17 protein-coding genes and 2 pseudogenes are annotated in these 20,580 nt (G+C 33.6%); 5 read left to right on the forward strand and 14 right to left on the reverse strand.

All coding sequences use genetic code 11. From position 1 onward, the window contains the following. Window positions 1–59: 59 nt before the first annotated feature. From AC0L5U_RS19130 to AC0L5U_RS19160, 7 genes are all read right to left on the reverse strand, one after another. Window positions 60–824 (reverse strand): pseudouridine synthase, encoded by a 765-nt coding sequence (locus tag AC0L5U_RS19130; RefSeq protein ID WP_473418019.1) that lies wholly within the window; start codon window positions 822–824, stop codon window positions 60–62. Window positions 825–1,090: 266 nt separating this feature from the next. After that, window positions 1,091–1,675: an alpha/beta hydrolase gene (locus tag AC0L5U_RS19135; protein ID WP_473418020.1), complete on the reverse strand. Its 585-nt coding sequence runs from the start codon at window positions 1,673–1,675 to the stop codon at window positions 1,091–1,093. Further along, a complete protein-coding gene (locus tag AC0L5U_RS19140) occupies window positions 1,676–2,044 on the reverse strand; it encodes a cupin domain-containing protein (protein ID WP_473418021.1) in 369 nt (122 codons plus the stop codon). It abuts the gene before it with no gap. Between the two features lie 15 nt (window positions 2,045–2,059). Beyond that, window positions 2,060–3,040 (reverse strand): YitT family protein, encoded by a 981-nt coding sequence (locus AC0L5U_RS19145; protein ID WP_473418022.1) that lies wholly within the window; start codon window positions 3,038–3,040, stop codon window positions 2,060–2,062. Beyond that, on the reverse strand, window positions 3,037–3,603 hold the full coding sequence (locus AC0L5U_RS19150) for a hypothetical protein (protein ID WP_473418023.1): 567 nt from the start codon (window positions 3,601–3,603) through the stop codon (window positions 3,037–3,039). The genes AC0L5U_RS19145 and AC0L5U_RS19150 overlap by 4 nt, the downstream gene beginning before the upstream one ends. A gap of 131 nt (window positions 3,604–3,734) precedes the next feature. Next, entirely contained in the window at window positions 3,735–5,114 is a 1,380-nt protein-coding gene (locus AC0L5U_RS19155) for a helicase HerA-like domain-containing protein (RefSeq protein ID WP_473418024.1), read from the reverse strand. Between the two features lie 138 nt (window positions 5,115–5,252). Then, entirely contained in the window at window positions 5,253–6,002 is a 750-nt protein-coding gene (locus tag AC0L5U_RS19160) for a hypothetical protein (protein ID WP_473418025.1), read from the reverse strand. Between the two features lie 115 nt (window positions 6,003–6,117). Between AC0L5U_RS19160 and AC0L5U_RS19165 the strand changes: the two are divergent. Continuing rightward, window positions 6,118–6,746 (forward strand): annotated as a pseudogene (locus AC0L5U_RS19165) (7-carboxy-7-deazaguanine synthase QueE). Window position 6,747: 1 nt separating this feature from the next. Continuing rightward, window positions 6,748–7,017: a DUF202 domain-containing protein gene (locus AC0L5U_RS19170; protein WP_473418026.1), complete on the forward strand. Its 270-nt coding sequence runs from the start codon at window positions 6,748–6,750 to the stop codon at window positions 7,015–7,017. A 237-nt stretch (window positions 7,018–7,254) separates the two neighbouring features. Here the strand turns inward: AC0L5U_RS19170 and AC0L5U_RS19175 are convergent, their stop codons facing one another. The 6 genes from AC0L5U_RS19175 to AC0L5U_RS19200 all read right to left on the reverse strand — a co-directional run bounded on the left by AC0L5U_RS19175 (window position 7,255) and on the right by AC0L5U_RS19200 (window position 14,462). After that, the gene (locus AC0L5U_RS19175; RefSeq protein WP_473418027.1) at window positions 7,255–7,800 is read right to left on the reverse strand and encodes a DUF2911 domain-containing protein; all 546 of its coding nucleotides are present in this window, start codon (window positions 7,798–7,800) and stop codon (window positions 7,255–7,257) included. Window positions 7,801–7,994: 194 nt separating this feature from the next. Continuing rightward, window positions 7,995–8,615 (reverse strand): DUF2306 domain-containing protein, encoded by a 621-nt coding sequence (locus AC0L5U_RS19180; protein ID WP_473418028.1) that lies wholly within the window; start codon window positions 8,613–8,615, stop codon window positions 7,995–7,997. A 71-nt stretch (window positions 8,616–8,686) separates the two neighbouring features. After that, window positions 8,687–9,268: a hypothetical protein gene (locus AC0L5U_RS19185; protein WP_473418029.1), complete on the reverse strand. Its 582-nt coding sequence runs from the start codon at window positions 9,266–9,268 to the stop codon at window positions 8,687–8,689. 186 nt (window positions 9,269–9,454) lie between these two features. Then, on the reverse strand, window positions 9,455–12,790 hold the full coding sequence (gatB/aspS, locus tag AC0L5U_RS19190; protein WP_473418030.1) for a bifunctional amidotransferase subunit GatB/aspartate--tRNA ligase AspS: 3,336 nt from the start codon (window positions 12,788–12,790) through the stop codon (window positions 9,455–9,457). Next, window positions 12,790–14,190 carry an amidase family protein gene (locus AC0L5U_RS19195; protein WP_473418031.1) on the reverse strand — a complete coding sequence of 467 codons (1,401 nt, stop codon included), beginning with the start codon at window positions 14,188–14,190 and terminating at the stop codon, window positions 12,790–12,792. The genes gatB/aspS and AC0L5U_RS19195 overlap by 1 nt, the downstream gene beginning before the upstream one ends. Before the next feature lie 2 nt (window positions 14,191–14,192). Continuing rightward, complete coding sequence (locus tag AC0L5U_RS19200) at window positions 14,193–14,462, reverse strand: hypothetical protein (RefSeq protein WP_473418032.1); 270 nt, start codon at window positions 14,460–14,462, stop codon at window positions 14,193–14,195. A gap of 252 nt (window positions 14,463–14,714) precedes the next feature. Here AC0L5U_RS19200 and AC0L5U_RS19205 point away from each other — a divergent pair. Next, window positions 14,715–15,721, forward strand: a pseudogene (locus AC0L5U_RS19205) (dipeptide epimerase). Between the two features lie 78 nt (window positions 15,722–15,799). Here AC0L5U_RS19205 and AC0L5U_RS19210 read toward each other — a convergent pair. Next, the gene (locus AC0L5U_RS19210) at window positions 15,800–17,068 is read right to left on the reverse strand and encodes a porin (protein ID WP_473418033.1); all 1,269 of its coding nucleotides are present in this window, start codon (window positions 17,066–17,068) and stop codon (window positions 15,800–15,802) included. 346 nt (window positions 17,069–17,414) lie between these two features. Between AC0L5U_RS19210 and AC0L5U_RS19215 the strand changes: the two genes are divergently transcribed. Then, entirely contained in the window at window positions 17,415–19,952 is a 2,538-nt protein-coding gene (locus tag AC0L5U_RS19215; protein ID WP_473418034.1) for a hypothetical protein, read from the forward strand. Further along, complete coding sequence (locus AC0L5U_RS19220) at window positions 19,946–20,287, forward strand: T9SS type A sorting domain-containing protein (RefSeq protein WP_473418035.1); 342 nt, start codon at window positions 19,946–19,948, stop codon at window positions 20,285–20,287. The genes AC0L5U_RS19215 and AC0L5U_RS19220 overlap by 7 nt, the downstream gene beginning before the upstream one ends. The last annotated feature ends 293 nt before the right edge of the window (window positions 20,288–20,580 follow it).

Below are 20,580 nucleotides of genomic sequence, written 5' to 3' on the forward strand. Positions count from 1 at the left end.
TTAGATTTTTCAAAAATAAGAATATTTAATAAACTCAACCTATTTTAAGTGTTTTGAATTTATTTTATGCTTTTTTTAGTACTGTTTTTCAGGAAAGTTTTAGTAGAATCTTCCAAAAGCGCATTTAAATCATTAAACTCTTCTTTTGTGAGTTCACGATATTCCCCTACAGATGTATCTAAATTAATATTCATGATTCTAACACGTTTCAAAGTTTGTACTTCGTAATTTAAATAATCACACATACGGCGAATTTGTCTATTTAAACCTTGTGTTAAAATAATTTTGAATTTGTAAGTGCCTAATTTTTCGACTTTACATTTCTTAGTCGTTTTATTCAAATCTGCTAATGGAATACCACCAGCCATGCGTTGAATAAATGTTTGAGAAATTGGTTTGTCTACAGTAACAATATATTCTTTTTCGTGATTATTACTGGCACGGAGAATTTTGTTAACGATATCGCCATCATCAGTTAAGAGAATTAAACCCTCGCTAGGTTTATCTAATCTTCCGATAGGGAAAATACGTTTTGGATAATTAATAAAGTCGATGATATTGTCTTTTTCAACTGAAGTATCAGTAGTACAAACAATACCAATTGGTTTATTGAATGCTAAATAAACAAATGCTTCTTTGGTATTTTTAATTTCTTCTCCATCAACTGCAACTGTATCGTTTGTTGCTATTTTTGTGCCTTTTTCTGGAACAGCACCATTAATGGTTACCCTTCCAGCTTCAATAAGCCTATCGGCTTCTCTTCTGGAACAATATCCAACTTCACTTAAAAATTTATTGATACGTTTTAATGCTACTTCTGTCATGGTTCAAAAATACAATAAAGTTATACGTTTAAAAAGTCTAAAATATGTTGATATACTTTGTCGGATTTGAGGCCATGACCTAGCCCTATAGTTTTTATGAGTTCAGCATCTTTCAAATATTTCTTATTTTCTAATGCATCTCGGTAGGAAATAATTCTATCCTTTTTATCATGGATAAGAAGCACTTCAGTTTTAATATTCTTTGAGAAATTCTCAATTTTAAAATAGTTCTATTAAGAATCCAAAATGTTTTAAAAAGCTTTGATCTATAGCTTTTGAAAAACTCTTTTGTTGTAGCCCATCATTCCTGTGTAGTTATTAAAGGTGTTTACAAAATTTGAAGGTGCTCCCAAAGACACTAATTTTTTTACCGATTGAAGTTTATGATTATGTAGTGCAACTAAACTAGCAGTTCCGCCTACTGAATGACCAACGATAACATCAGCTTTAAATTTTTCAGCAATTACATTGATACATTCTGAATACAAGGGGGCATTGAAAATTTTACTACCAGAGCCACCATGTGCAGGAGCATCCATCGAAATAATATTGTAATCTTGATGTTTTAAAAATTCAATTAAGTTTTTCCACCTAAAGGAATTACTTTCCCAACCATGAGCTAATAAAATAGTATCTTTTTTTCCATGCCAATTATAGGTTGCTAATGATATATCATTGAATAGTACAATCTCTTTAGAAGCTGATTTAAGATAGTTTTCTTCTTCAGAAATCAATCTGCCCTTTCTGGGCGTAGAGAAAATTTTGATTGCTAGATGTGCCGCATATTTAGAAGAAAAAAGGCTTGTGAAATTGATATAAAATCCAATAATTTTAGGGATGAGTCTATCCATTTAACCTTCTCTGTTTACTAAATTCATAGAAAATGCTGGTGTGCAAATAGCCAAATATTCACACATTTCTGTAAAGGGGTTGGAATATTGTACACGCGTGTTTTTTTCAATTTTAATGGATTGTCCTACTTCTAAAACCACAACTTCATCTTCAATAATAAATTGTTTTTTGCCTTTTATGATGAACGTATATTCATCAAATTCTGGTGTTTGAAAGGGTTCGCTCCAGCCAGCAGGCGCTTTCAAATGGGCAATACTAATTTGCGAATTTCCATCGGTAGCATTGCCAAAATGTTCATGGATCATTTTACCGTCAGTTGTAGGTACTTCAAAGGGGGTGTTTTGAATGGTATATTTTTTATGAGACATAATTTGATAAACTCCTTAATGACTTTCTTTTAAAGGTTTTTTCTTAATCATACCTCCTTTTAAATCTTTTACAACACCCATAACAACAAAAGCATCCCTATCAATTTTATCAATTTCGGTTTGTAGTTTAGCGAGTTCTAAACGGGTTACGATGGTATAAATAATATCTTTGTCATAGCTATCTCCACTTGAGCCATAACCACCTTTTCCTGCATAAATAGTGCAAGCACGTCTTAGCTTTTGGGTAAGCATTAATCTCATTTCTTTATGCTTGTTAGAGATAATGGTAACGCCTACATATTCTTCAACACCATCCACAACAAAATCGACTGTTTTTGCAGCTGATAAATAGGTTAAAATAGCATAAAGTGCAGTTTCCATAGACAGCACATAAGCACCAACTGAGAAAATTAAAATATTAATAAGCAATAGTACATCACCAATGGTAAGTGATAGTTTTCTTCCTAAATAAATAGCCAAAACTTCGGTACCATCAATAACACTACCACCTCTCATAGACATTCCAATCCCTAAACCTAAAAAGAAACCACCAAAAACAGCGATAAGTAATTTGTCTTCTGTAATGGTTGGGTAATCCACAAAATGTACAACTATGGATAAAAATGCAATAGCTATAATACTTTTTATAGCAAATTTATTACCAATAGTTTTTGACGCTAAATAGATAAATGGTGCATTAACAATTATTAAAAGAACACTAAGGTCTAGCGATGTTACATTTTCAAGAAGTAAAGAAATACCTGTGGCACCACCATCAATAAAGCTATTGGGTAATAAAAAACCTTTTAACCCAAAACCTGCTGAAAAAACACCAATTGCAATAAAAATGTATTCTTTAATGGCATGAGTCAATTCCACATGCATTCTTCTAACCAATGGTTCAATCTCTTTTTTACTTGCAGGTTTCTCTGCTCTTGTTTTTTCGAGCTTTTTTCGAGCAACATCAACTAATATTTTAGATAAAAAAGGATTCATAGTTTGGTTTTAGTGCCAATTGATAAAAAATACTTGATTTTTGCGTTGTCAGGGATTTGTGCTGCTTCAATATTTAAATCCATATCAACTCTCAAGTTTGAAGGTAGTTCTTTTTTATCTATTGCAAAACTTGCGTTTAGGCTATTCACACTAATCACAATTGAATTGATTAAATTATCAATTCTAGAGATGTTATAATTACTAGACAAATCCTTAAAAGTACTTAATGTTGAAATGTTTTTATCTGTTTTATAGCGTTCATCTATAATTCTAACGGTTTCAATTGTTGAGGTGGAGTCCAATGATTGTGAAGGTGTAAGCACCAACAAATGTTTACCAGTTTTATCATAGATTTCAATGTCGTTTTTGTTGCCTATAAATTCATCGCCGCCAATACGTTTTACAATGGAATCATTTTTGAAAATGAGGTCTAAATCCTTTACTTGCGTGGAATCATTTAAAAGACCAACGTTCTGTTTTGCAATTTGAAAAGGGTTTTGTTGTTTTTGACATGATGCAAAAACTAATACTATTAAAAATAAGTATAGAAATGATTTATTCATTCTTAAAAATGGGTTAAATTTTAATTTGTTTTAAAGCCTCTGAGGACTAAATTATTTACGCATCACTTTGGTAAGAATACCAAATACACTTCTTATAAAAGTTGCACTTGTCAATACTTTTACAATAGGATTCATACGTGTACTTTTTCGTCTTGTAGATGTTGTTTTTCTTTTAGATTCTGCTTTTTTAAGAGCTTCTTTTCCTTTCGGGCTTTTTCTTTCGCTTCTTCAGCTTCTGCCTTTTTTATTTTTTCGTTAAGTAATTCGTATGCACTCTCTCTGTCTATAGTTTCGTTATATTTCTTAGCCATTTTAGACTTTGATAATAAACTAGCTAGTTCTGTATCTGTCAATACATCCATTCTACTCATTGGCGCACGCATCATGGTAGCGGCAAGAGGCGTAGGACGTCCTTTTTCGTCTAAAGCAGAAACTAATGCTTCTCCAATTCCTAAGGAAGTTAATACTTCAGTAGTGTCATAATATTCGGAATCTGGATAGTTTTGAGCAGTCAGCTTTATAGCCTTTCTGTCTTTAGCGGTAAAAGCCCTAAGTGCATGTTGAACTTTTAACCCCAACTGCCCTAAAACAGCTTCAGGAACATCAGTCGGATTTTGCGTTACAAAATATAAACCAACACCTTTACTTCTTATCAATTTAACAATACTTTCAATTTGATTTAAAAGTGCTTTTGAAGCTTCATTAAAAATTAAGTGCGCTTCATCTATAAAAATAATTAACTCTGGTCTGCCACTATCGCCTTGTTCGGGGAATGTTGAATAAATTTCAGCCAATAAACTCAGCATAAATGTTGAGAATAACTTAGGTCTATCTTGAATATCAGTTAATCTGATAATATTGATGTAACCACGACCGTTTTCATCAATTCGCAATAAATCATCAACTTCAAACGAAGTTTCGCCAAAAAACAAATCTGCGCCTTGTTGTTCTAATTCTATAATTTTTCTGAGGATAGCACCTGTTGAAGCGGTAGAAATTCTACCATAAGCCTCGGTAAATTCGGCTTTACCTTCATTTGTGGCATAATGCAAAATCTTTTTAAAATCTTTAAGATCTAAAACAGGTAATTTATTATCATCACAATATTGAAACAATACAGCGACTACACCCGATTGCGTTTCGTTTAGGTCTAAAATACGAGATAATAAAACAGGTCCAAACTCACTAACCGTAGCTCTAAGTCTCACTCCATCTTGCTCAGAAAGCGTTAAAACTTCCACAGGAAATGCTTTAGCTTCAAAAGGTAAACCAATTTTTTCGTGACGTTCATCAATTTTAGGATGGCCAGGGCTTGGTTTTGCCAACCCACTTAAATCTCCCTTAATATCCATAAGTAAAACAGGTACACCTTTTTCACTCAAATTTTCGGCTAAAACCTGTAACGATTTTGTTTTTCCTGTACCAGTAGCACCGGCAATTAAGCCATGGCGGTTCATGGTTTTTAAAGGTATTTTTACATGCGCTCCAGTTACGGTTTCTCCATTTAGCATGGCTGCACCAACTGGAATAAAATCGCCTTTGGTTGTGTTGCCTTCAGTTATATATTTAAAAAGGTATCCTTGTTACTCATATGCTACAATTTTGCATAAAAATACAGGAAATAAAAGGAAGAAAAAAATATGGTTTTATTAGTCTGAGCCTACAACATCTAGCTCAGAAAAATTTATAACAGCACCTCCAGGTGTGGTACCTCCACTTGCAACCACAAGTCTTATTTCATTTGCATAAATATTAGGGATAGTAACAGTATTATCACCAGTAACTGAGCTTGAGATGGCAGGAGCGGAATACACTAGGTTCCCACAACTGTATAATCTAACTATCACATTTTGTATTCTATTGGTACAGCAATCATTTCTACCATCAAGAATTAGTTGTGATATGGTATAATTACTTGGTAGTGTAACCCCAAAACCCCAATCTCCAGTTGGAGATCCACTTCTTGTTGAGTGAAAAGAAGCTCCACCAGTATTGTCAACATTGTCAAATAAACTGTTGTAATTACCATACGAATTAGTCGAACTATAAGCCGTAAAAGTAACATTACCTATACCAATATGATCTCTAATTAATCTTGAATACGAGGTGCCAGATTTCATACTAGACCAAGTAGTGCCATTAAATACATAAATGCCTGAAGGCAAATTGCAGTTATTTGATGATGGACTATAAACCATTAATCCCTCTATTGGAGAAGCAATTGTTGTAACATCACTTACACTTGTTAAGCTTACAACAGGAGGTAAAAAGCCCTTATTTGCGCTTTCAACATGAAGTACAGTAGAACTATGTGGACTGGTAGTACCAATACCAACTTGAGCATAACAATAGTGCATGCTAATACAAAGCATTAACATTGCGTAGGCTATTTTTTTCATTCTTTAGGGACTAGAGAGCTAGCAATTTTTATTTTATTTTCGACGTAAAGATATAAAAATCCGATGAAATACAAAAATAGCATTAACATATTTGAATTTGTATCTTTGCGCACTTATGAAAAAAGAAATACAACAATTAGTAAATAAAGGCGAAATGTTGCCGCTAATGGAAGAGTTTTATACCATTCAAGGCGAAGGTTTCCATAAAGGAACAGCAGCATATTTTGTGCGTATTGGCGGTTGCGATGTTGGGTGCCATTGGTGTGATGTAAAAGAAAGCTGGAATGCCGATTTGCACCCACCAACCGAAAGCAAAAAAATAGTCGAAAACGCAAAAAAATATAGTGATACCATTGTTATCACAGGAGGCGAGCCTTTAACTTGGAACATGACGCCTTTAACAACACAATTAAAAGCCGAAGGTTTACAAGTACATATTGAAACATCAGGAGCTTATAAGTTAACTGGTGTTTGGGATTGGATTTGCCTATCTCCAAAAAAATGAAGTTACCCACCAAGGAAGTTTATGATAAAGCAGATGAACTTAAAGTGATTGTTTATAATAAAGACGATTTTCGTTTTGCCGAAGAACAAGCAGCCAAAGTCAATAAAAACTGTATTTTGTATTTACAACCCGAGTGGAGCAAACGCGATAAAGTAGTTCCAGAAATTGTAGATTACGTTATGAAACACCCAAAGTGGAAAGTATCCTTGCAAACACACAAATACTTAAACATCCCTTAACATGAAACTCTTAAAATTCGGACGCGATTTTAACCCCGACGAAAAAGTAATCCTCAGAGATTACCTCGCCATCGAGCGTACGCGTTTAGCAAACGAGCGTACATTACTATCTTACATCAGGTCGTCGCTATATTTGCTCTTAGGAAGCATAGGTTTTTTTCAGTTAAAAGATTTCCCAAATTTCAAGTATTTGGCACTAGTATCCTTAATATTTAGCGCCATCTTTTTTATAATAGGTGTATTTCGATTCCGGTTACTCAAAAAAGCCTAAAACGTTTGTACTACATGTCCGAAGACACAAAGGACTAATTAATCATAATTTTTATTAGGGCGCTACCCAAGGGTCGGGCTTTCCGCTGCAAGTCCTCGCACCTCCTGCGTCGGGCTGTGGGCTTTCCACTACAATCCCTAGCGCACTCACTCATAAGGCTCACTCAAACATGCCATAAAACAAAAAATGCCCTTAATAACATTAAGAGCATTTATATATTAAATTTCTACTATTTATCTATTTCGTAAAAGGCACAGCAATTCTAGTAGTTCCCCAACCTAAATGTAAATCAACACCATTATCAGATTTGCTAAACGCCATAGAAAAAGCTTCTAACGATTCTTCACTAGAAGAAACAGGAACCGATAAACGCGCTACATCTTTAGCTTCATCATAAAAATAAGATCCCCAAACATTTACATCTGTACTAATAATAGCAGTCCATTCCTTTTCTCCAGGCATCACATAAAAACTATAAGTTCCAGCTTTTATAGTTGTTTTACCAAGCTTCATGTCTGTAAAAAGCGTTAATTCAGGTGCTTCGTTAGCTCCAGTTCTCCAAACTTTACCATTTGGCGCTAGTTTACTAATAGCTCTTCCTTTTAATTGCGGTCTGCTGTAAACAATTTTTATCAATTTATCAGAGTTCTTGTAATCCACAGGAAAAGCAGCAGCATCCATAGGGCTTTTATCTAAACCTTTAAATTTTTGAGCATCTACATTCGTAGAAATAAGCATGATAAACGCAAAGGCAATAGTTGAAATAAACGTTGATGTTTTCATAATAAGTTTTTAATATTTTTGATTAAGTGCTAAAGTTAAGAGAGATTACTCTTAAAGTTTTTATAAAAGTCGAGTAGGAGTGTTAAAGTTTACATTATTATATAATTATTTGGCGTTACCTTAAAAGCTGGCTTTTATTCATGCATTTCTATATTAAATTAATGGATTCAGGTAATTAATGATGTCTCCTACTGTTACCTGCTAGCATTAGTCCCCAATCTAGTATGCCTCACAATAAAATAGGCCACAATCATATTTGGAACCCAGCATAACCAAGCAACAATCCTGTAAGCGCCAATAAATTCGCCGAGTAAACTAGATAATAAAGGTAGCCAGATTCTTAAAGTTACAGCAGCAAAACAAGCGGCATAACTATAAATCATAAATTTTTCGTGTAGTGCAATGTTCCCGTTTTTAATGGATTTAAAGCCTAAAATAGTGGTGCTTAACCAAACTAAACCCAAGATAAAAAATCCAAGGACACTTATCATCCCACCTGTGGCATGAATAGCAATGTAAAGCCCACAAAAGCCACTAATTAAAACAGCAATCACGTATAATTTTCCAATGGTTCTATGGATGGTAATACGCCTTTTTCTCAATTTGCTACTAAACTGTAACCAACCAATTAAAAGTGCAAAACCGCCAAGAAGTATATGGCTATAAAAGGCAATATTCCATACCGTATCACTCAAAAGTTCTGCAGATTTTGATGCCAATAACCCAAAGCGTCTGTCAATAAAAAAGTAGATTAATGGATACAGCCCAATTAGTGTAGATAAAATGCCTATTACTATCCATGATGCTTTTTTCATTATTTAATAGTTTACATTAATAAATTATATATGTATTGACCTAAGTTTTTATTTTATTTTAGTGTCCGCAATTAATTCAGTTCCGTAATAGATTCTGATTTTTTTAAATCTTTAGGTGAAGAAAAATATAAGTCAATTTTACAAGACTTCAATTCTTTATGGTCTAAATATGGTGATGCCATTTTTGGTTTTTTCTTTGTTCCAAAATTAATATTTGGACATACGTCTTGATAGCCTTCAATTTTAAATTCATTGAATGTATTTTTTATCTCAGGTTTATATGAAAGCCATTCTTTTAAATTTTTGTCTTGAGGTTGGAAATCAACCAAATGTCCAAATCCGATATAAATCCATCCAGCAGCATAATTATGTCTAACATCTAGTGGTCTTACCCTTGTTTTGTATTTATCTGAGACTAAATAAAACTTATTAGGGTCAAAATTGTCACTCTCACCAGAGTTAGATTTCATTTTAAATCTTACTTGAATTTTTTTCGCATCCTTTGAAGTTTTTATAGTATAAACATAGTTTCCACCTACAGCTTTTTTTGCTTTGATAAACTTGAATTTAAAATTATCCGCAGGAACATATTCTTGACTATATGAATAAAAATTTATTACATAAAATAATAAAAGTAAATGTGTTTTTTTCATACTTGTAATGTGTTTCTAAATTCTTGACATCATATTCGTATATGAATTAGTTTCGTTGGGTAGGTCTAAATTAGCAAAAGAAAATGAACCAGATGGAAATTTGCAGGATTTATCGAATAATAAAAACTCAAAAAATCCCAATAGAAAGCTATCAGGATTTTTTAAATTATTTGTGGTGGTTATATACTATTTACGTATCACCGTTACATTCATTTCCTCAACCTTTCTATCAGATAACTGAGAAGGCGCACCAAATAATAAATCCTCGCTAGTTCCTGTTTTTGGGAATGCCATCACTTCTCTGATAGATGCTTTTTTCTCTAAAATCATCATTAATCTATCTACACCCCAAGCAATACCGCCGTGAGGTGGTGCGCCATAATGGAACGCTTTATACATGGTGCCAACACTCTTCATCATCTCTTCTTTGTTGTAGCCCATATTTTTGTATGTGGCTTCTAAAATTTCAGGTTTGTGAGCACGCACAGAACCACCACCAATTTCGTAGCCATTTAAGATTAAATCGTATTGTTGCGCGATGATGCTTCCAATTTCTTCTTCCTTACCATTCATGTGTTTTTCAATATCATAAATAGCTGGCATTGAGAATGGATTGTGAGTAAACGTCCAACGCCCTTCGTCTGTTTTTTCAAACATCGGGAAATCAATAACCCAAGCAGGTCTTAATTCCTTTGGATTGATTAAACGAAGCATTTTACCTAATTCTTGACGCACAGCATCTAAAGCTTTATTTGCCGTTGCATAATCTGCAGCAGAGAAGAACACAATATCGCCCACCTTAGCATCAGTTGTTTTGATGATGCCTGCAGCAATAGCTTCGCCTAAAAACTTAATAATTGGCGATTGTAAATCGTTTTCATTAACAATAATATAGGCTAAACCACCAAGACCATGACTTTGTGCTAAAGCGGTTAACTTTTCAATTTGTCCTTTTGATAAACGCTTGTTACCTTGTTCTTCAGCAGAAACCTTTATGCATTTTACAATACCACCGTCTTCAATTGGCTTGCTAAATACTTGGAATGTTGTGTCTTTGACAATTTCCGTAATATCTTGAAGTTTTAAACCAAAACGTAAATCAGGTCTATCACAGCCATAATCGTCCATGGCTTGTTTATAGGTTAACACCTCAAACGGACGTAAAATCCATTTTTTACCATATATTTTTTCAACAATACCATTAAACATGTTTGTGTTCAAATCAATGATTTGTTGCATGCTGGCATACGCCATTTCAATATCCAACTGTGTAAATTCTGGTTGCCTATCGCCACGAGAATCTTCATCTCTAAAACAACGTGCTATCTGGAAATATTTCTCGTAACCAGAAACCATCAACATTTGCTTGAATTGCTGAGGTGCTTGGGGTAGCGTATAAAATGCCCCTGCTTGTTTACGTGTTGGCACAATAAACTCACGAGCGCCTTCATCAGTTCCTGCACTTAAAATAGGCGTTTCAATTTCAAGGAAATCTTGCTCGTCTAAAATATCACGCATCATTTTGATAACCTTATGTCGATTAACAATCACGCGGCGTACATCATTATTTCTGTGGTCTAAATATTTATATTGAAAACGTACATTTTCATTCGTTTTTGTAGCACGTTTAATTTCAAAAGGAAGCGTTTTAGAAAGGTTTAGAATTTCTAAATCTTTGGCTTCCAATTCAATTTTACCCGTTCTTAAAGCGGCGTTATAATCATCTTCTTTACGTTGCACAATAGTTCCAGACACCGTAATAACTGATTCTGGTTTCAATTTTACCAACTCATCTAAATTAGCAAACGATTCTCTACTTAAGCGCACTTGAAAGACTTGCGTGCTCGAATCACGTAAATCGATAAAAATTAACTCACCATGGTCACGCACACTAGATACCCATCCAGAAAGCGTAACATTTTTGTTGATACTCTCATCTGAAATCTCAGAAATAACATGGGTTCTGTAGTCGTCTTTAATGACGATTGGAATTTCAGGTAGAATTTCTTCTTCCTTTTTAGTTGTTTGTTGTTGAGGTGTTTGTTGTTGAGTTGTATTTTCGTCTTCGGTCTTCGTGCTTCCAACCTCTCCAGCTAGCGCTTTTAAAATGCCCTCACGGATTACTTTTCCAGAAGCGCCTTTACCAATAATACCAATCACTTTTCCAACCAGAATCCCTGCTTTTCCTTGGTTTCCAGAACGGATATCGTTTGCAATCGCTTCATTATCTGAAATCACTTTTGCAATAGCATCTTCAATTTGAGATTCTGAAATCGTGTTATCTTCAAAATACTGGTTATAGTTAAACGTTCTATCTTTTAAATAAGACGTTATTGCATTTTGAACTAAAACTGAAGTGATTTTTTCATCTTTAAACAATTGAAAAATTTCAATTAAATGGTTGATGTTATGAATATCGCCATAAGCTTCAGCGTCAATATTATTAACTAATGTTTTTGCAACAAAGGATGGGTCTTTAATGACGTTGTTAATCGCAACAAAAGTTTCAGAACGTAACGCATCTGCTGTGAAAAACTTAGCATCTTGAGGTAACACGCCACCTTTTATTAAAATAGATTCTACAGCAAAAGGTAAGGTGCTTAAATCTACATCAATAGACTCTACCACCTCTTTTATGCTTACAAACGGTAAATCTGGCTCAGAAATAAAGCGGTAATCTGCTTCAAATTCTTTTTTACGCATGGTTTTGGTTTGCTTCAATTCTGCATCCCATAATACCGTAGTTTGGTCTGGTCTAAATTCTTTATGTTCGATATAATAGCGGAGTTGTTTTTCAACTTCTTCTTTCAAAGCATCAACCATAAACTTAAACGAGTTCAAGTTTTTTATTTCGGTACGCGGATTTAAATTATAATCGCGTTTTTTACGGAGTGATACAGAAACATCCGATTTGAACTCGCCTTTTTCAAGGTTAGCTTCAGAAATCCCTAAATTCTGAACAATACGTTGAATGTATTGCGCGTATGTTGATGCATCTTCGATATGACGAATGCAAGGCTCAGTAACGATTTCAATAAGTGGTACACCTGCTTTGTTAAAATCGACTAACGATACCTTCTTTTCGTGCATTAGTTTAGCAGCATCTTCCTCAATATGGACTTGCGTTAAGTTTACTGTAAATTGCGAGCCATCATTGCGGAAACACGATACTTGTCCGTCAGGAATTACAGGGTTATGAAACTGTGTAATCTGAATATTCTTTGGGTTATCTGGATATTCATAATGCTTTCTGTCCCAAGAAATTACTTCGTTTTCAAAAGTAGACTTTACAGCTTTTCCGAAGTAAATTGCCTTTGTAATTGCTTCTTTATTAATGGCAGGTAAAACCCCCATTTGTCCGGTACACACCGAACAGATATTTTGATTAGGTTGCTCTATTTCTTGATTTGCACAAGAGCAAAATAACTTCGTTTTTGTGTTTAATCGAACGTGTGTTTCAAGACCGATTACCAACTCTAATTCATGCTTTTTAAGCAGATTGTTTAATTGTTCTAAGTCCATTATATCGTGTCTTTTAAGAAGTTAGCAAACTTCAAAACAAGTTCGTCATTATTTTTTGCAGCCGTAATTTGTAATCCTGTTGCAGTACCTTGTGGTACTGTTAAAGTTGGTAATTGCCCTAGGCTAAAACCAACAGTATATGCATCAGATAAATACATGGCGTGTGGATCTTTTAAACTGTCTCCAATTTTTGGAGGCGTGTTTGGTGTAACAGGCGAAATAATGATATCTACTTCATTAAAATCGTGTTCAAAATTTTCAGCAATTTGATCTCTTAATGTTAAGCCTTTCAAGTAAATTTCATCTGAAAATCCTTGAGATAGTACTTGATTTCCACCAACTATTCTGCGTTTTGTTTCTTCTGAAAAATTCTCAGAACGGGTTACAGCGTAAGTATCTATTAAATTATCGCCTTCAATACGATTGCCATAATTCGTGCCATCTAAACGTGATAAATTAGATGCTGTTTCGGCCATTGCTAAGGTATAATATGTTGAAACTAAAGTGTTAGATTCAAAGAAATCCAATGCTTTCACTTTGATACCTTTAGCTTTTATATTTTCAATAGCTCCTAAAAAATCAGACTTTACCTGAGCATCAATAGCATCTGTTTCAATAAAGTTCTTAAAATAACCTACGGTTTTAATAGTTTCAGAATTTGAAATTGCATCCTGAGTAATTTCCGCGGAAGCGTAAGAGGTTTGGTCTTTTACATCTTTGCCGCTCATCACATTCAATACAATACGAATATCTTCAATAGATTTTGCAATGGGTCCCACACAATCTGTAGACGATGCATACGCCATTAATCCGTAACGAGAAATGCGTCCGTAAGTAGGTTTTAAACCATATACATTATTATAACCAGCAGGCTGACGAATAGAACCTCCAGTATCGCCACCAATAGAAAATACCGTGTAATCTTTAGCGACATTTACAGCAGAACCACCACTAGAACCACCACCAACTAAATCGGGGTTTATAGCGTTTTTAACGGCGCCGAAAATGGTGTTTTCAGAAGAAGACCCGTGACCAAAACTATCACAGTTTTCTTTTACTAAAGGTATTGCACCAGCATCCAATAATTTTTGAATTGCCGTTGCTGTATATGCAGATTTATAATTTTTTAATAAATCTGAACTCGCAGTTGTATGAGTGCCTTGCACCATATACACATCTTTAATTCCGAATGGGACACCTTCCAAAAGCCCAATAGTTTCTCCATTGGCAATTTTAGTATCTACTTTTTTAGCTAAATCTAAAGCCAAAGTGTCTAGAAGTGCATTAACGGTATTGTGTGTATTTTGTTTTAAAGCATCCAGCTTCTCTTGCACCAATTGCGTACAAGTTATTTTTTGATCCACCAACTGTTGATGGATTGTATGTATTTGAGACTCCATAACTATTCTTCAATTACTTTAGAAACAACTAAATAGCCGTTTTTTTCTTTTGGAAAGTTTTCGATAATGATTCGTTTTTCAATTTCAGAACTGTCAATCACTACATCGTCTCTCAAATTATTTAAAGACACCGCATTATTATGATTATTATTAAAAGAATTATTATTTGACGCATTTGCATTTTTAATTACTTCAAATAACTTATTCACATCCTCTGATGGCTGCGCTCCTTTAATACTCGACAAAACGTCGACTGTCATAATTTTACTCATCTTATACTTTGTTTATAATAAAAAAATTAGCTCGTAAAATTACGAAAGTTTTTATGTAGAATAGGTGTTTGGCCTTTGAAAGTTAGCTAGGTGTTTTTATTGCTTTTAAATATTCAAAATAAGTGCTGTTTTATTGTCAATTTCTCGGATTTTACATCGTATTATCATCATATTGAAAGTGCTTTTTAGTATCAGAACTAGATAAATGTAAGTAGTAGTTAACTTTTTTATATTTATGAGATGAATTTAATGATGACTTCAGCACATTATCAACTTAAATTAAGAGACCCTTTTACGACTTCACGATACACGGTTACTGTTCAAAATACGTTTATTGTTTCCATTTCAAATGGGGAGATTACAGGCTATGGAGAAGCGACTGTAAACCCGTATTACGGGAGTACTGTTGAAAAATTAGAAACGGCAATTCAAAATGTTTCGAGTATTATTGAAGGCAGTTTTGGGCTACATCCAAATGAGTTGTGGTTACAATTAGAGTCATTACTTCGTGATAATTATTTTGCACTCTGTGCTATCGATTGTGCGTATTGGGATTTTTATTCAAGATTCAATAAGAAAACATTGCGAAGTTTTTGGAGTAAGGCTGATTTAAATATTCCTAAAACAAATTACACCATTGGAATAGATGACATTTCAAAAATGAAATCTAAAATTATTGAAAATCCTTGGCCAATTTATAAGATAAAATTAGGAACTCCTGATGATGTAAAAATCATAGAAGCGTTACGAGAAATAACAGATGCTGTTTTTAGAATTGATGCCAATTGTGCTTGGGGAGTAGATGAAACTATTAGTAAATCTAAGGCTTTAAAAGAATTAAGCGTTGAATTTATTGAACAACCGCTTAAAGCTGGAGATTGGGAAGCCATGAAGAAAGTAAAGAAAAAAGTGTGCTCCCGACTGTTGCTGATGAAAGTTGTCAAAGATTTGAAGATGTTGAAAAATGTGCCGAAACATTCCACGGCATCAACATAAAATTGATGAAGTGCGGTGGGATTACTCCAGCATTAAAAATGATAGAAAAAGCTAGAGATTTAAATCTTAAAGTTATGGCAGGTTGTATGACCGAATCTAGCATTGGGATATCAAATTTAGTACAACTAGCACCACTTTTGGATGATATTGATGCCGATGGAGCTATGCTTATAGAAGCCGATATTGCTACAGGTGTAGGTTTTAAAGATGGACATATTTTATATGCTGATGGATTTGGTTCGGGTGTTGAATTAAAATTTTGAGTTTGCTGGTCATAAAAAAGTTGCGAAATCATATTTCCGCAACTTTTTCAATTAAATATTTGATAGTCACAAAAAAATCTATTTTACAGAAATTTGGTATTGTAATACTGCCATACCTTTATAATCTTTCTGTTTTAAAGTAGTCATATTAAAAATAGGACGATGTTGGTACCCTAAACTGAATTTGTTATTATGAGACCCGTTTAATAAAAAGTTAATTGTAAAATCAAAAACTGTCATATTATCTTCTAGTACGTCCCAATTTGAGTGTTGAATTGCAATATTTGGTTGAATAACCATAGGTTGACTTAAAAAATTTGTTTGTTTAAAAGCGTATCCAAATTGCGTGTACCAAGTGGTACCAGTACCAATCATAGGAAATGCTATACCAGCGCCATTAAAGTCTATTCCGCCGCCAGTAGTAGGGTTGTTAGCGCCAACGTTTCTAATATAGTTTTCTCCAAAATTGTAATCAAAAAATCCTAAATAAGCGGTTATGGCATTACCATTAGCTAGTGGTAGGTTTAAAAAAGAATCTGCTGCAAAATGGTTAATGTCATAAAAAGTAGTGCTTTCAAGTTTTGCATCGCCATCACTCATGGCTTTGTCTTGATGTTGAATCCCAGCACCAATATTAAATACTTTTTTAGATTGCATGTAGGTGCCTGTTTGGTAAGCAGATTTATTAGACTCATGATCAAAAAATTGGTACTTCACATAAGATGAAGTTTTTACTCTAGGTTTACTATTTGCAAAATTCACTTCGCCATTAGGCACGACAGTTACGGCAAATGGTCTGTTAAAAGCAAGTCTATAATCAAATTTACCAGCTTGTCCTTTAAGCCAAACCCCAAATAAACGTCCTAAATCATCATTTTTTTCAACAGAGTTCAAGGTGAAAAGAGGTGTGTCTAATCCCATCATGGTTTTACTAGAACGAATGTTCCATCTATTTAAACCTTGCCAACCAGATTTGCCAACACCAATCTCTAAGAATTTGGCAAATTTATATTCAACATATAAATCTAAAACATCAAGTGAAAAAGTTTTATTTTTAAAATTGTAATTGTTGCCTCCAAAAATTGCATAAGCAAAAATATTAGGTGTTATTTGGGACGATACAGGAATACGTAACCTCCTAATTGAGATATCTAAAAATTCTGAAGCAGGTTCATCATATATAAGAGAGCCTTCGTTTAAATCAGAGTACCTTAACCATATTTGAGAGGTTATATTCCACTTTATTTTAGGTTTTCCGACTGTTTTATTTTGGCTTGTTAAAATTTTTGGAAAGGTTAGAATTAGGGTTAGTAGTCCTATTGTAAATATTCTTTTTTTAAGCATCATATTTATTTTACTTCTAAAGTTTGAGACAAAATTAACTTGAACTTATAGTCTAAAAAGTGACATGCATCATGTTTGATGATTTAAATTTTTTTAGTAATAAATTTAATGAATACTTAAGACGCCAAAACTGTGACGGGTTACATGGCGGAATCTATTATTGGAATTTTAAATTTAGCAAAACCGGGTCTAAATATAGATTATATTGGTGTTTGTGGTTATGGTTTAGGGGCTGAACTAACTTCTTAAAATTTAAATACTTACTTTAAAATATACGTAACTCTTCGTATTGATTAGCTGTGATTTACAGGGTAATTTGCACTTGTAAATTGAATTAAATCTAATCAACATGAAAAAAATAATACAATGTATTCTTTTGGTATTAATCAGCTCGCCCATAATGGGGCAAGCAACTTTATTAGAGGATATTAACACGGGAAATGGAAGTAGTCGCCCTTCAAATAAAATAGAATTTAATAATGAAATTTATTTTGCTGCAAATAATGGTATTAATGGTAACGAACTATGGAAAACTGATGGCACTTCTGTAGGAACTATCATGGTAAAAGATATTGTATTAGGAGCTGATAGTGGTATTTACGGAGAGTTAAAAGCACATGTTTTAAATAATGAGCTTTTGTTTTTTGAACAAACAGCTTTTAATGTTCATAATCTTTGGAAAACAGATGGTACAGAAGTTGGAACTGTATTGGTAAAAACATTGGTTAATGGAAATCTTTTAGTTCATTCAGATCTTAACGGAGAATTGTTGTTCAGTTTGGGTAACGAGCTTTGGAAAACAGATGGTAGTGAAGTTGGAACAGTCAAAATTTCAAACATTCCCATTTTTGGAAATCGTTATATAAAATTAGGAACGCACTTTTATTATTCAGGAAATGCTTCTGATGGAAAAGGCAATGAATTATATAAAACAGATGGAACTTCAGCGGGTACGGTTTTGGTTAAAGATATTTATTTAGGAAGCAATAAAAATTCTTACCCAACCAATTTTGGTATCGCCAATGGCATTGTCTTTTTTACGGCCACAAATGGAACTAATGGTAATGAGTTGTGGAAAACAGACGGGACAGATGTTGGAACTATCATGGTAAAAGATATAACTCCAGGGTTATCAAACACATTTACTTTTGAGAACCCTAAAGCAAGTTTTAATAATGAATTTTTTATTGCATTTGGAACAACACTTTGGAAATCTGATGGTACTGAAATAGGTACAGTAGAAGTAAAGCAAACTGGTGCATTAAAATCTCTTGAGGTTTTTAATTCTAAATTGATTGCTATTAATTTTAATAGCACTTTTTGGGAAAGTGATGGTACTACAGCAGGAACTAATGAGATAATTACTGAGGTAGATGAGTTTTTTCATAATGGTACAAGAGCAGTTATTGGCAATGAATTGTATTTTCAAGGAAGAAACGAATGTTTTTATCAGATATGGAAAACTGATGGAACAGCAATAGGTACTAAGCTGGTTAAAGTTATAAACCCTCAATGGGATGATAATCATGTTGAGCATATTATTGGTTTAAACGGAAATGTAATTTTCTCAGCCAATGATGGTACATTTCATGGTAATGAACTTTGGTTTTCTGATGGAACAACCATGGGTACACAATTACTTAAAGATATCAACCAACAAAGTAATACTTGGTCTAACCCAAATGATTTTTACGATTTTAATGGTATGTTATTATTCTCTGCCGATAATGGTATTAATGGTAGAGAGCTATGGAAAACAGTAGGAGGAACTACAAGCTTGGTAAAAGATATTAACCCAGGAAATTTGTTTAGTAACCCATCAAGTTTAGTGGAATTAAATGGTAAAGTATATTTTAAAGCTACTACCAAAGCTAAAGGTGTAGAGCTTTGGGAGACAGATGGGACAGAAATTGGAACAGTAATAGTAAAGGATATAAACCCAGGCAACCAAAATGGATTAAGTAGTAATACTGATATTGTAGTATTAAATGGGAAACTATATTTTTTTGCTGATGATGGTACACATGGTTTAGAACTTTGGGAAAGCGATGGTACAGAATTGGGTACTGTAATGGTTTTAAACATAAATGGAACTGATCAAGGTAGTATTTATGGGGGAGAACTGATTGTACTCAATAATACGCTATTTTTTTCTGCAGATGAAGGTGTTAATGGTTATGAACTTTGGAAGTCTGATGGAACAAGTGTAGGAACAGGATTAGTAAAAAATATTCGCGCTTCTGGTGGTAGTAACATAAGATATTTGATTGCACATCCGCATATTGGAAAAATATATTTCTCGGCTTATAATGGAAGTCAAACAAATTTATGGGAAAGTGATGGTACAGAAACAGGAACGATTAATAGGACTTTAATGAACCCTAGTAATTTTGTACTATCAGGCTCAAGAGATATTGGTACAAGAGGAAACCCAAATATCATTTATGAAACCGAATTGTTTTTTTCTGCTCAGGCTAATACTGGGGGAACAGAACTTTACGTGGCAACATACTCTGGAGCTTTTCAGAGAGTGCATGATGTAAATCCAGGGAATGGTAGTAGTTACCCGCAAGCGTTAGTAAATCATAACGGAGTATTGTTTTTTGTAGCCAATAATGGTTCTGATGGAAATGAACTTTGGAAAGCTAATGGAATAGGAGGCGCCCAAATGGTAAAAGATATAGTTACAGGGGCTAATAAAAGCAGTTATATTAATGAAATGGTAAGCTATGGTGGATATTTGTTTTTTGGTGCGGGCGATATTAATCAGAATAAAGAATTATGGCAATCTGATGGGACTGAATCTGGTACTGTTCTTTTTCAAGATATAAATCCTTCTGTTGAAGCTAATGGAAACGGTAGTGATCCAAAAACTTTTTTGTGTTAGGAGACGATTTGTATTTTGCTGCAAACGATGGTACAACTAATCTGGAACCATGGGTGCTAAATCTAACTACTTTAGATGTTGAAGATAAAGTGAAAAGAGCAGATTTTGCTTTATACCCAAATCCAGTAACAAATGCTTTTAGTATTTCTTCACATCAATCAAAAGTTGATACTGTTAAAGTATATTCAATTTTAGGTAAAGAAGTGAGTTCGTTTTCAGGTAATACTATTTCAAACCAAAATAATTTTGATATTTCAGGTTTGAATTCTGGGGTATATCTTGTGAAGATTTTTTCGGACAACCATGTTATTACTAAAAAGATACTTAAACGATAGTTTTTAGAATTATTAGTAGCTAATTTATACCATTATTATAATTACGAAACACCAAAATCGCATCGTTAAGAGGTTTTGGTGTTTTTGTGATTCTACAAGTGAGTTAAAAATGCTTAAAATTAAATTTAAGATACTTTTTAAGCGATTTAAGCGACTTTTAAGTAATTAACAATTGTTGATAATTATCTTAATGTCATCTTAAAATGGGTTATAAAAGGGCTGTAATTTCGTATATTTGTTTGTATTCAAAAGGATGCCATTGTGCGTCTTTTTTTATGTTAAATATTAGGCTC

It is taken from the genome of Jejuia sp. G7-7, assembly GCF_055808955.1.

Coding starts and splice junctions, on each gene's coding strand:
- AC0L5U_RS19200 (WP_473418032.1), bottom strand. CDS start 14,462: ATGAGTAAAATTATGACAGTCGACGTTTTGTCGAGTATTAAAGGAGCG.
- AC0L5U_RS19140 (WP_473418021.1), bottom strand. CDS start 2,044: ATGTCTCATAAAAAATATACCATTCAAAACACCCCCTTTGAAGTACCT.
- gatB/aspS (WP_473418030.1), bottom strand. CDS start 12,790: ATGGACTTAGAACAATTAAACAATCTGCTTAAAAAGCATGAATTAGAG.
- AC0L5U_RS19170 (WP_473418026.1), top strand. CDS start 6,748: ATGAAACTCTTAAAATTCGGACGCGATTTTAACCCCGACGAAAAAGTA.
- AC0L5U_RS19145 (WP_473418022.1), bottom strand. CDS start 3,040: ATGAATCCTTTTTTATCTAAAATATTAGTTGATGTTGCTCGAAAAAAG.
- AC0L5U_RS19160 (WP_473418025.1), bottom strand. CDS start 6,002: ATGAAAAAAATAGCCTACGCAATGTTAATGCTTTGTATTAGCATGCAC.
- AC0L5U_RS19130 (WP_473418019.1), bottom strand. CDS start 824: ATGACAGAAGTAGCATTAAAACGTATCAATAAATTTTTAAGTGAAGTT.
- AC0L5U_RS19185 (WP_473418029.1), bottom strand. CDS start 9,268: ATGAAAAAAACACATTTACTTTTATTATTTTATGTAATAAATTTTTAT.
- AC0L5U_RS19210 (WP_473418033.1), bottom strand. CDS start 17,068: ATGATGCTTAAAAAAAGAATATTTACAATAGGACTACTAACCCTAATT.
- AC0L5U_RS19155 (WP_473418024.1), bottom strand. CDS start 5,114: ATGCTAAATGGAGAAACCGTAACTGGAGCGCATGTAAAAATACCTTTA.
- AC0L5U_RS19135 (WP_473418020.1), bottom strand. CDS start 1,675: ATGGATAGACTCATCCCTAAAATTATTGGATTTTATATCAATTTCACA.
- AC0L5U_RS19150 (WP_473418023.1), bottom strand. CDS start 3,603: ATGAATAAATCATTTCTATACTTATTTTTAATAGTATTAGTTTTTGCA.
- AC0L5U_RS19175 (WP_473418027.1), bottom strand. CDS start 7,800: ATGAAAACATCAACGTTTATTTCAACTATTGCCTTTGCGTTTATCATG.
- AC0L5U_RS19180 (WP_473418028.1), bottom strand. CDS start 8,615: ATGAAAAAAGCATCATGGATAGTAATAGGCATTTTATCTACACTAATT.
- AC0L5U_RS19195 (WP_473418031.1), bottom strand. CDS start 14,190: ATGGAGTCTCAAATACATACAATCCATCAACAGTTGGTGGATCAAAAA.
- AC0L5U_RS19215 (WP_473418034.1), top strand. CDS start 17,415: ATGAAAAAAATAATACAATGTATTCTTTTGGTATTAATCAGCTCGCCC.